The sequence below is a fragment of the Isoptericola jiangsuensis genome (assembly GCF_002563715.1).
Classification (GTDB): domain Bacteria; phylum Actinomycetota; class Actinomycetes; order Actinomycetales; family Cellulomonadaceae; genus Isoptericola; species Isoptericola jiangsuensis.
In genome coordinates, this window is the sequence record NZ_PDJJ01000001.1 from 3,770,225 (window position 1) to 3,782,883 (window position 12,659).

The 12,659-nt window shown below is 70.4% G+C and carries 2 protein-coding genes; both read right to left on the bottom strand.

Translation table 11 applies throughout. From position 1 onward, the window contains the following. Positions 1–66: 66 nt before the first annotated feature. Entirely contained in the window at positions 67–11,469 is an 11,403-nt protein-coding gene (locus tag ATJ88_RS16915) for a DUF7927 domain-containing protein (RefSeq protein ID WP_141538718.1), read from the bottom strand. A 279-nt stretch (positions 11,470–11,748) separates the two neighbouring features. Next, the gene (locus ATJ88_RS16920) at positions 11,749–12,534 is read right to left on the bottom strand and encodes a glycosyltransferase family 2 protein (protein WP_098465437.1); all 786 of its coding nucleotides are present in this window, start codon (positions 12,532–12,534) and stop codon (positions 11,749–11,751) included. Positions 12,535–12,659: the final 125 nt, after the last annotated feature.

Below are 12,659 nucleotides of genomic sequence, written 5' to 3' on the forward strand. Positions count from 1 at the left end.
GGACATCGAGGGGCGCAGCCGCCGGTGCCGGACCCTTTCGGGGTCCGCACCGGCAGTGCGATGGGCTCACCCGTGCTGCTGGCGGCGCCGTACGCCGTACAGGAGGCTGCCGCCGACGATCAGCAGCAGGGCTATCGACGTGAGACCGACCCAGCCGGCGCCGGTCCGCGGCAGCAGCCCCGGCCCGGGGGCGGGCGGGGCGGGCGGTGCGGGAGTGACGGGCGGGGTGATCTGGAACGACACCTCGTCGCAGGGCAGCCCGTTCTCGTCGGCTCCGTCGGTGCACTCGCCCGGCGGCGGGGTCGTGATGTCCCCGCAGTCCGGCAGCGTGGTGCAGCCCGGACCCGCGGGCTGGAACGCCACGTTGAGGACCTCGCCGTCACCGTCGCCGGTCAGCGTGACCGAGTAGGTGATGGTCACGGTGTCGCCGGCTGCCAGCGGGCCGGACCAGAACAGCCGCGGCGCGGCGTAGGCGAGGTCGCCGGTGTCGGGGTCGACCGCGGCGTCGTCGTTGTACGTCGCGTCGTCCAGCACGCCGGTGAGGTCGTCCACGACCGTCGCGGGCGACTCGGCCGTGTAGTCGCCCTGGCCGGTGTTGGTCACCTCGACGGTGTACTGCACGACGTCGCCGACCTGGGCGCCCTGCGTGCCGGTGGCCGACTTGTCGATCTCCAGCGCGCGGTCGAGCACCGGCACCTCGGTCGAGCAGTCGGGGTTGTCCACCGCGAGCAGCATGGGCAGGGTGATCGCCGTGCCGGCCGACGCCCCGCCCGGGCTCATGGACGGGTCGGTGGCGCAGGTGGACTCCGGGGGGCCGGTGACCACGTTCTCGAGCACCATGTCACCGGTGTCGGGGTCGTCCACCGTCACCGAGTAGGTGATGGTGACCGTCTCCCCCGGGTCCAGCGGGCCCGACCAGCTGAGCTCGGGTTCCGCGTACGCGAGTTCGCCGACGTCGGGGTCCACGGCCGCGTCGTCGTTGAACGTCGCGTCGTCGAGCACGGCGGACAGGTCGTCCGTGACCTCGGCCGGATCGGCGTCGGAGTAGGCGAAGGTGCCGGTGTTGGTCACCTCGACCGTGTAGCCGACCACCTGGCCGGGTGTGACGCCCTCTCCGCCGTCGGAGGTCTTGACGATCTCCAGCGCCCGGATCGGGGTCGTGGTGGTGCAGCCCTCCTCGGTACCGTCCACGCAGTTCGACTCGGGCGGGCCGGTGACCACGTTGACGAGGTCGCCGTCTCCGGTCACGGTGTCGTTCACCGTGACGGTGTAGGTGATCGTCACGGACTCGTCCACCGCGAGCGGGCCGCTCCACGTGAGGTCCGGGGCGTCGAACGTCACCGTGCCCTGGTCAGGTTCCACGCTGATCGACCCCTCGTCGAGGGTGGCGTCGTCCAGCACGTCCGACAGGTCGTCCGTGACGACGGCCGGATCGTCCACCGTGTAGTCGAGCCCGCCGGTGTTGGTCACCGTGACCGCGTAGGTGACGTCCTGGGTGGGGCCCACCCAGTCCTCACCGCTGGAGGTGTCGACGACCTCCTTCGCCACCTCGAGCTCCTTGACCGGCGTCACCGTGCCCACGCACGGCAGGCCCGTGGCGGGGTCGACGCCGTCCTCGCACTCCGGTGTCGGGGGCAGCGTCGGCCCGCACACCCCGTTCTCGCAGGGCGGCGGCGCGGGCGGCTCGAACACGACGTTCGCGAGCTCGCCGTCCCCGGTGAGCGGGTCGTCGACCGTCACGGAGTACGTGATCTCCACCGACTCGCCGCCCGCGAGGGGACCCACCCAGACGAGTCGGGGCTCGGCATACGTCAGCTCACCCTGGTCCGGGTTCACCGCCGCGTCGTCGTTGTACGTCGCATCGTCGAGCACCTCGGTGAGGTCGTCGACGACGGACGCCGGGAACTCCTCGGTGTAAGGCACCTGCGACAGGTTGGTGACCGTGACCGTGTAGGTGACCGTCTCGCCCGCCACGACGGGCTCGTCGGGATCGGCCGTCTTGGTGATGTCGAGCTGCCGCTCCGGCAGGACGACGAAGCAGCCCGGGGCGAGCGGGTCCACACAGGTGGACTCCGGCGGGCCGGTCACCACGTTGCCGAGGATCCCGTCACCGCTGAGCGGGTCGTTCACCGTCACCGAGTACGTCACCGTCACCGTCTCGCCGACGGCCAGCGGGCCGGACCAGCTCAGCGTCGGATCGGTGAACGACACCGTGCCCTGGTCGGGCGCGGCCGTCGCGTCGCCGTTGTAGGTCGCGTCGTCGAGCACCTGCGACAGGTCGTCGTCCCAGCTCGCCGGGTCGGCGTCCGTGTAGGCGAACCCGCCGGTGTTGGTGACCGTCACCGAGTAGGTCACGACCTCGCCCGGCTGGATCAGCACCTCCTCCGGCGACACCTTCTCCTTGACGATGTCGAGCTGCCGCACGGGGTCCGTCACGGAGCACCCCGGATCCTCGGGGTCCACGCAGTTCGACTCCGGTGGTCCGGTCACCGCGTTGGTCAGCACGCCGTCACCGTCCTCCGGCAGCGGGTCGCCCACCGTCACCGAGTACGTGATCGTCACCGTCTCACCCGCGGCGAGCGGACCGGTCCACGTCAGCGTCGGGTCGGTGAATTCCACGGTCCCCTGCTCCGGGACCACCGTCGCGTCGTCGTTGTAGGTCGCGTCGTCCAGCACCTCCGCGAGGTCGTCCGCGACGACGGCCGGCTCCTGCGCCGTGTAGTCCGCGCCACCGGTGTTGGTCACCACCACCGTGTAGGTCACCGTCTCCCCGGGGAGCACCTCGCCGGCGCCGTCCGAGGTCTTGGCGATCTCCAGCGCGCGCACGGGCAGCGTGACGGTGCAGTCCGGGTCGGCCGGGTCCTGTGCCGGGTCACAGCCGGACTCGGGCGGCCCGACGACGGTGTTGTCGAGCACACCGTCTCCCGTCGGGGGGTCGTCCACCGTCACCGCGTAGGTGATCGTCACCGTCTCGCCGGCGGCGAGCGGCCCGGACCAGCTGATCGAGTCGCCGTCGAACACCGCGTCGGGCGGCGTCGGATCGGTGACCAGCGAGCCGTCGACGAACGTCGCGTCGTCGAGGACGTCGGTGAGGTCGTCGAACACCACCGCCGGGTCGAGGAGCGTGTAGTCCGCGCCGCCGGTGTTGGTCACCTCGATCGTGTACTCCACGGTGTCGCCGGGCAGCACCTCGTCCACGGCGTCGGAGCTCTTGACGACCTCCAGCGAGCGGACGGGCGTCGTGGTGGTGCAGCCCGGGTCCTCCGGGTCCACGCAGGTGGACTCCGGCGGGCCGGTCACCGCGTTGGTGAGCACCCCGTCCCCGCCGTCCAACGGGTCGTCCACCGTCACCGAGTAGGTGAGGGTCACCGTCTCGTCCACGGCCAGCGGGCCCTCCCACGACAGCGTGGGATCGGCGAAGCTGAAGGCGCCCTGGTCAGGCACCGCGGTCGCGTCGCCGTTGTAGGTCGCGTCGTCCAGCACCTCGGACAGGTCGTCCGACACCGTCAGCAGGGTGTCCGGGTCGGCGTAGTCGACACCGCCGGTGTTCGTCACCTCGACCGTGTAGGTCACCGTCGCGCCGGGGAGCACCTCGGCGGGCGCATCGGAGGTCTTGACGATCTCCACCGACCGGACGGGTGTCGTCGTCGAGCAGTCCGGGTCCGCAGGGTCGGCGTCGTCCGCACAGGTCGATTCCGGCGGGCCCGTCACGGTGTTGGTGAGCACCCCGTCACCGTCCTCGGGCAGCGGGTCGTTCACCGTCACCGAGTAGGTGATGGTCACCGACTCGCCCGCGGCCAGCGGTCCCGTCCAGGTGAGGATCGGGTCGGTGAACGAGACCGCGCCCTGGTCGGGCTCGACGGTCGCGTCGTCGTTGTACGTCGCGTCGTCCAGCACCTCGGACAGGTCGTCCGACACCGTCAGCAACGAGTCCGGGTCGGCGTAGTCCACGCCACCGGTGTTCGTCACCTCGACCGTGTAGGTCACCGCGTCACCCGGCAGCACCTCGGCGGGAGCGTCGGAGGCCTTGACGATCTCCACGGAACGCACGGGCGTCGTCACCGTGCAGTCCGGATCCTCGGTGCCCGGCACGCAGTTGGAGCCCGGCGCGGAGACCGCGTTCGTGAGCACCCCGTCGGCCAGCAGACCGGGCGGGTCGTCCACCGTGACCGAGTAGGTCAGGGTGACGGTGGCACCCACGTCCAGCGGCCCGGTCCACGTCAGGTTCGGGTCGGCGAAGGCGAACGCACCGGAGTCCGGCGTCGCCGTCGCGTCGTCGTTGTACGTGGCGTCGTCCAGCACGCCGGTCAGGTCGTCCGTGACGGTCAGCGGGTCGTCGTCGGTGTACGCCACCGCGCCGGTGTTGGTCACCTCGACGGTGTACGTCACCGTGTCACCCGGGACGACCTCACCCGCAGCGTCGGACGTCTTGACCACCTCGACCGCTGGCGTCGGCGTCGTGGTGGAGCAGTTCGGGTCCTCCGGCACCTGGTCCGGGTCGCAGTTCGACTCGGGCGGCCCGACGACGGCGTTGGTGACGATCGAGTCGCCCGTGGGCGGGTCGTCGAGGGTGACCGAGTACGTCACCGTCACCGTCTCGCCCACGGCGAGGGGTCCCGTCCACGTCAGCTCCGGGTCGGCGAACGACGCCGAGCCCTGGTCGGGCGTGACCACGATCGACCCGTCGTCGAACGTCGCGTCGTCGAGCACCTCGGTCAGGTCGTCGGTGAAGGACGCCGGGTCGTCCGGGACGGTGTAGTCCACCTGACCGGTGTTGGTGATCTCGACCGAGTACGTGATGGTGTCGCCGGGGGCCACGTCCTCCGCGGCGTCGGAGGTCTTGACGATCTCCAGCGCCTTGATCGGCTCGGTCACGGTGCAGTCGGGGTCCTCGGAGCCCTCGGGGCAGGTGGACTCCGGCGGCCCGACCACGGTGTTGTCGAGCACCCCGTCGCCGTCCGCGAGCGGGTCGTCCACCGTCACCGCATAGGTGATCGTCACGGTCGCGCCGACGGCGAGCGGTCCCGACCAGCTCAGCGTCGGGTCGGTGAAGTCCACCGTGCCGACGTCCGGGGTGACGACGATCGAGTCATCGTCGAGGGTGGCGTCGTCGAGGACGTCGCTCAGGTCGTCGGAGACCTCGGCGGGGTTCAGGAGGGTGTAGTCGACCTCGCCGGTGTTCTCCACGGTGACGGTGTAGACCACCGTGTCACCGGCGAGGACCTCGCCGCCGGCGTCCGACGTCTTGGTGACGTCGAGACCCGGTTCCAGCACCGGCACCTCGGTCGAGCAGTCCGGGTCGAACGCCGGGTCGTCGGGATCGGTCACCGCCGGGTCGGGGCAGTCCCCACCCACCACCGCGTTGGTGAGCACGCCGTCGCCCGTCACCGGGTCGTTCACCGTGAGGGTGTAGGTGATCGTCACCGTCTCCCCGACGTCGAGGGGGCCGGTCCACGTGAGGGTCGGGTCGACGAACTCGGCGGTGCCCTGATCGGGCTCGATCGTCACGGCGTCGTCCCACGTGGCGTCGTCGAGCACCGCGGAGAGGTCGTCCGAGACGGTGGCCGGGTCGGCGTCCGTGTAGGCGAAGCCTCCGGTGTTGGTCACCTCGACCGTGTAGGTGATCTGGTCGCCCGCCACCACGCCGTCCGGCGAGTCGGACGTCTTGACGACGTCGAGGGACGCCACCGGCGTGGTGACCGTGCAGCCCTCCTCGGTGCCCTCGACGCAGGTGGACTCCGGCGGGCCGGTCACCGCGTTGGTGAGCACCCCGTCCCCGCCGTCCAACGGGTCGTCCACCGTCACCGAGTAGGTGAGGGTCACCGTCTCGTCCACGGCCAGCGGGCCCTCCCACGACAGCGTGGGATCGGCGAAGCTGAAGGCGCCCTGGTCGGGCACCGCGGTCGCGTCGCCGTTGTAGGTCGCGTCGTCCAGCACCTCGGACAGGTCGTCCGACACCGTCAGCAACGAGTCCGGGTCGGCGTAGTCCACGCCACCGGTGTTCGTCACCTCGACCGTGTAGGTCACCGTGTCACCGGGGGCCACCTCGCCCGCCGGCTCGGCCGTCTTGACGATCTCCACCGAGCGCACCGGCGTGGTCGTCGAGCAGTCCGGATCCTCCGGCACCTGGTCCGGGTCACAGCTCGACTCCGGCGGGCCGACGATCGTGTTGGTGAGCACGCCGTCACCCGTCACCGGGTCGTCCACGGTCACCGAGTACGTGATCGTCACGGTCTCCCCGACGGCCAGCGGGCCCTCCCACGACAACGTGGGGTCGGTGAAGCTGAAGGCGCCCTGGTCAGGCACCGCGGTCGCGTCGCCGTTGTAGGTCGCGTCGTCCAGCACCTCGGACAGGTCGTCCGACACCGTCAGCAGGGTGTCCGGGTCGGCGTAGTCCACGCCACCGGTGTTCGTCACCTCGACCGTGTAGGTCACCGTGTCACCGGGGGCCACCTCGGCAGGAGCGTCCGACGTCTTGACGATCTCCACCGAGCGCACCGGCGTGGTGGTCGAGCAGTCCGGGTCCGCAGGGTCGGCGTCCACGTCACAGTTCGACTCCGGCGGCCCGGTCACGGCGTTCGTCAGCACACCGTCGCCCGTCGCCGGGTCGTTCACCGTCACCGTGTAGGAGATCGTCACCGTCTCGCCCGCGGCGAGCGGGCCGGACCAGCTCAGCGTGGTCGGCGCGTACGTGGGCAGCGGCGGCGTGCCGCCGGCGTCCGACGTCGCTGTGAACGACCCCTCGTCGAGCGTGGCGTCGTCGACGACGTCCGCCAGGTCGTCCTCGAACGACGCCGGGTCGTCGACCGTGTAGTCGACGGTGCTCGGGTTCGTCACCTCGACCGTGTAGGTCACCGTGTCGCCCGGCAGCACCTCGGCGGGAGCGTCGGAGGTCTTCGCGATCTCCAGGGTCCGCACCGGGGTGGTCGTGGTGCAGTCGGGGTCCTCGGAGTCCGGCGGGCAGTTGGACTCCGGCGGCCCGACGACGGCGTTCGTCAGCAGGCCGTCGCCCGTCGCCGGGTCGTTCACCGTCACCGAGTACGTGATCGTCACTGTCTCGCCGGCCGGGATCGGGCCGAACCAGCCGATCTCCGGGAGCGTGCCGTCGACGGTCGTCCCGACCGGCGTACCTCCGCCGTCGAGGGCGGCCAGGTCGCCGTTGTACGTGGCATCGTCCAGCACGTCGGTCAGGTCGTCCACCACGGCGGCGGGCGCCGCGTCCGTGTAGTCCGTCGACCCCGTGTTGGTCAGCTCCACCGTGTAGGTCACCGTGCCGCCGGGCAGCAGCGGGTCGGACGACGGCTCGGCCGTCTTCACGACGTCCAGCCCCGGGGCGGGCAGCACGACCGTGCAGTCCGGGTCGGCCGGATCGGCGTCCGGGTCGCAGTTCGACTCGGGTGGCCCTTCGACCACGTTGAGGAGCTCGCCGTCACCCGTGAGCGGGTCGTTCACCGTCACCGAGTAGGTGATGGTCACGGACTCCCCCGCGGCGAGCGGACCGGACCACGAGAGCACGGGCTCGGTATAGCTGAGTGAGCCCTGGTCCGGTACGACGACGGCGTCGCCGTTGTAGACCGCGTCGTCCAGCACGGCGGACAGGTCGTCGTCCGCGGTCGCCGGGTCGTCCACGGTGTAGTCGTAGCCGCCCGTGTTCGTCACGGTGAACGAGTACTCGATGGTCTGGCCCGGTGCGAGGGTGGTCACCGGCTCCGACGTCTTCTCGATCTCGAGCGAGCGCACAGGGGTCGTGACCGTGCAGTCCGGGTCGGCGGGGTCGACGTCCGGGTCGCAGGTCGAGTCCGGCGCGACCACGGTGTTGCTGAGGATCCCGTCGCCGCCGGGCGGGTCGTCCACCGTGACCGAGTAGGTGATCGTCACCGACTCGCCCACGGCCAGGGGTCCCTCCCAGCCCAGCACCGGGTCGACGAACACGACGTCGCCCTGGTCCGGGGTGGCGACGGCGTCGCCGTTGTACGTCGCGTCGTCGAGCACGTCGCTCAGGTCGTCCTCGAAGGACGCCGGGTTGTCCGGCTGGGTGTAGTCGACCGTTCCGGTGTTCTCCACCGTGACCGTGTAAGTCACCACGTCACCCGGCGAGACGGTCTCGCCCGCGTCGGACGACTTGGTCACCGTCAGCTCCGGCTCGACGACGGTGACGACGTAGTCCTCCACCTCGCCGCCCGTCCAGGAGCCCGTGGGCTGCGGGTCGTCGTTGGCGCCGTCGAACAACCGCACGCGCAGGTACGAGTCGCCGACCACGCTCGCCGCGGGCAGGCTCACCGGGTAGGTCGCCGACCCGCTCCCGGCCGGGACGGTGACCGCGGTGCTCGCCTCGCCCGGGTCGAACGTGCCGTTCTGGTCGCCGTCCATCCACGCGACCAGCGTGGCGTCAGTCTCCGTGTCGTTGGTCGCGAGCACGTCCAGGGTCACGTCCTCGCCGAGCTCGGCCGTGACCGGCTCGGTGATCGAGGACTCGTCGTCCACCCCCGCGAGGTCGTCACCGTCGGCGCCCGGGGTCGGCACGCCGTCGGCCTCGGTGTCGACGGTGTTCTCGTCGCCCAGCATGAGCGGCGCGGTGTTGGTGGTCTCGTCATAGTCGACGACGGCGTGGCTCGCCCCGCCGGACGCCGCGAGCGTCCCGTACGAGTCGGGTGCGTCGCCGTAGTCCACGGGCAGCTCGACCAGCGTGATCGGCCAGTCCTCGACCTCACCCGAGTCGATGCCGGGGCCGACCTCGCTCGGGTCGGTCGGGAGCTCGCCCGGTGGAACGAGTCCGGCCCGCAGGCGCAGGTAGGAGTCGCCCCCCACTGCGTCGGCGGGAACCGTCCAGGTGAGCAGGTCGTTGCCGCTGCCGGTCCCGGTGTCAACCTCGGAGCGCTCGTCCTCCTCGAACGTGCCGCTCAGGTCGAAGTCGATCCAGCCGACCAAGGCCGCCGTCTCGTCGGAGTCGTTGGTGATCGGGATGCTCAGGCTCGTCTCCGCCGCGTCGATCGAGACCGTCGGATCCTCGGTGAAGGCGTCGTCCTCGTCGAGGCCGGCGGAGGCGTCGGGCTGGCCGTCGGGCTCGATCGTGACGGTGTCACCGATCGTCAGCAGCGGGTTCTCGGGGTCGACGGTCACGCCGTGGAATGGGCCGTTGGAGACCAGGAGCGTCTGGTAGCTGTCTGGAGCGTCGCCGAAGTCGATGGGCAGCGGGCCGGGGCAACGTGAGCCGTCGTTCCCGCCTGAGGCCGGACCGTACGAGAAGAACGCCGCGGGCTCCGTCGGGGCGTCCATGTTGAAGCGCCAGATCTGGCCCGTGCCGTTGTTCGAGGCGTAGAGGAAGCCTGCGTCATCGGTGTAGGTGGCGCCCCATGCCCTGTTCGACGAGGCCGGACCGGACGGGTTGACCCCGTCAGGGCCGCTGATCACACCGTAGTTGTTCTCGTTCACCAGGCTCGAGTTGTCCACAGAAGGGTCGAGCGAGAAGAGGATCGTCGTGTTGTTGTTCGCGTTGAACCCGATCGACCACAGCTTGCCGTCGTAGTACGACCAGTCGTCACCAGGTTGGAGCTGGCTGGCCCCGGTGCCGTACGAGGTGTCACCGTCGAGCACGCGCATGAACGTCGGCGAGGACGGGTCGACGTCGACGGAGAGCCACGCTGCACCGGTGTTCTCCGGGGTCGATGCGTACCAGATCCCGTCCGGTGAGACGTCACCGATGTTCAGGCCTGTGGAGAAGGGTCCCGTTCCGAAGGGCACGTCGTCGAAGTTCGGGGTGCCGTACAGCACCTGCCCCGTGTAGTCCGGCGAGGTCGCGACGATCTCGGGCGGGGTCGTCGACTCGGTGTTGCTGCGCGCCCCCCAGAACCAGCCGTCGATCGCGCTGTAGCCGACCCCGTTGATCGACGCCTCGGGCACCTCGCCCTGGTCGACGAAGCTGCCGTCGATGAGGTTGACGTCGAAGACGGTCGTGGGCGGGCTGTCCTCGCTCGCCTGCCAGAGCTGGGCGCTGACGGAGCACGGCACGGGGTCGGTGTCCGCGAACGAGATCTCGGTCGATCCCGGGGGGTTGAGGCCGACGAGCTCCATGTCGTCCGGGCCGTTCGTGTACGTGCCCGCGGCGTCCGAGGTCACGCCGACGGTCACGGTGCAGGTGACGAGGTTCGGGTCCACGAGGTCGCCGCCGTCCAGCGTGACCGTCCCCGCCCCGGCGTCGACCGTGACCGTCCCGTCGCCGCACGTCGTCTCCGAGGTCCCCGTCAGTTCGAGGGCGGGGTCGTTGATCGTGTCGGTGAACCCGAAGTCCTCCTTGGGCCCCGACGGCACGTCAGGCTCGCCGGGTGCGTGTGTGTTGGTGATCGTGAACGTCAGGGTCCCTTCGTCTCCCGTCGGGTAGGAGCCGCCGCTGCCCGGACCGGGGTAGGCGCTGAACTGCTTGTCGATCTTGGGCGTCGTGTCGAGAATGATGATGTTGTCGAACGCGGTGTCGTTGCCTGCGACGGCACCGTCCTCGTTGTCGATGCGAAGCCCGATCGAGTCACCCGTGGAGCGCAGCGCCGTGTCGCCAAGCCAGGTACCGGTCCTGGTGGTCCGCTGCCGACCCAACGCCGAGACGTTCTGTCCGCCGCCGGGTCCTTGCTGGACGAACGCGACCGCGTTCGTGCCGGAGCACGTGTCAGGGGGCGTGGAGAACGCGGTGGACTCCGAGCCGTCGGACTGGGTGATGTAGAACTGCGGGTTGGCACCGTTCCCGCTCGTGACGCAGCTCTGGGTCACGATGTCCACGGAGAACTGGTAGTAGCGCCCGGGGTCGACCGGGAGCGGTTCCGTGAACTCGAGCATGGTGCCCGGCGCCTGCGCCTGTGCGTTCTGGGTGAAGGACGTCACGACGTGGTTGTCCGCGGGGTCCGCCGGCACAGGGATCTGGCCGGTGTACGGATAGGGCACGTTCGTCCCGCCGACGATGTAGTTGCCCATCGCGGCAGCACTGAGCCGGTTCGAGTTGAACCAGCGACCGGCCCCGTTCTGCGGCGCACCGTTGCAGTCCGCCACGACGGGTGTGCTCGGCAGCGGCACGTCGTTCTGCCCGTTCGAGTAGTTGACCGGACCGTGCGCAGCCATGACGAGGCCGTTGCAGTTGTACCCCGCCGCCCAGACCTCGTCAGCCGTGTACGCGGTGCCTGAGGTATTCACGTATCCGGGCTGGAAGCCCGGCTCCGCTCCGGTCGCCGCGAACGGATAGTCGGTCAACGTCTGGACGAAGTCGTCGGCGTCCCACGCGGCCTCGTTCGACCCGCCCCCCGGCTCGTCCGGCTCCTGCCAGGTGACGTTCTCGAAGTCCTCGAAGAAGAACTCGGCAGGTGCCTCCATGACGCCCGGCTGCCCGGGCACGGCCGCGGCCGGCGACAGCGCCTCCTCAGCCAGGGTGTCCGACACCACCGGCAGGGCGGTGAGGCCCACCGCCAGGAGGAAGGATCCAGCCGTCAACGACGCGACGCTGCGCCGTCGGGTCATCCGGTTGGTACGAAGGCCGTACTTCGTTCGCATCGAGGTCTCCCGAGGTGGATGCATGCCCTGGAGCAATTACCTCGGCCAACTGTGACACGCGTCACGGCGATCCGCGCACCTCGTACGGAAAGTGGGGTGAATTGAACCGGAATGACCGGCAGAAATATGCAAAGTAGTACACCGAATAAAGCTTCTAACGATGGAACAGCGCTATCGCTATACCCCTATTCACCTTCTCGCGAACTATGCGCGGGTAGTTCACTCTGTTCGGTTGGTCACGCGACCGACGGCCGACACCGCCCGGCGCACCCGGCGCGCGTTGACCGCGAACAAGACGTCGCGGTACTGGGACGCGCGGTGGATCTGGCCCTTGAGGTCGTTGGACGACGGCCGGTGCCGCAGGTCGCAGGGGACCTCGACGGCGGTGTAGCCGGCGCGCAGCAGGTCGATCGTCATGCCGGTCTCGACGCCCCAGCCGCGGGCCAGGGGCGTCGCGGCCTCGAACGCCTCGCGGGTGAGGCAGCGCATGCCGGACAGCGGCTGCGTGGGGCTCCACCCGGTGAGGTTGTGGATGGCGCGCCGGGACGCCCCGACGACGATCCCGCGGCCGCCGGCGCCCTTCTGGGCGGGCAGCAGCGCGATGGCGACGTCCGCCAGGCCCTCGCGCACCGGCCCGACGAGCGGGGCGGTGTTGACGGCGGTGTCACCGAGGTCGCCGTCGATGAACAGCAGGAGGCGGGGGGCGCGGCCGTCGGCGTCGCGCATGGCGACGACGGCGGCACCGGTCTCCATCGCGGCGGCCTTGCCGCGGTTGTGCGAGTGCCGGACCACGACGGCGCCGGCCTCGCGGGCGACGTGCTGCGTGTCGTCGTCGGAGCCGTCGTCCACCACGAGCACGAGGTCGACGTGCGGGATGGCGCGGGCGGAGCGGACGGTCGCGGCGATGCGCTCCGACTCGTCCTTGGCGGGGATGACGACGGCGACGCGCTGGGTGCTGCGCCCGTCACGCCCGGTCGGCGGGCGCGGGGTGAGGGCCTTCGGCATGCCGTTGCGTCGGGCGGTGGGGCCAGCGGCCTCCACCGTCGTGTCCTCACCCGTACGGGCGGCACCCTGGTGCGCGTTCACAGCTCCCTGCCTCAACGGTCGACGAATGTCCTCGGTCCCACACC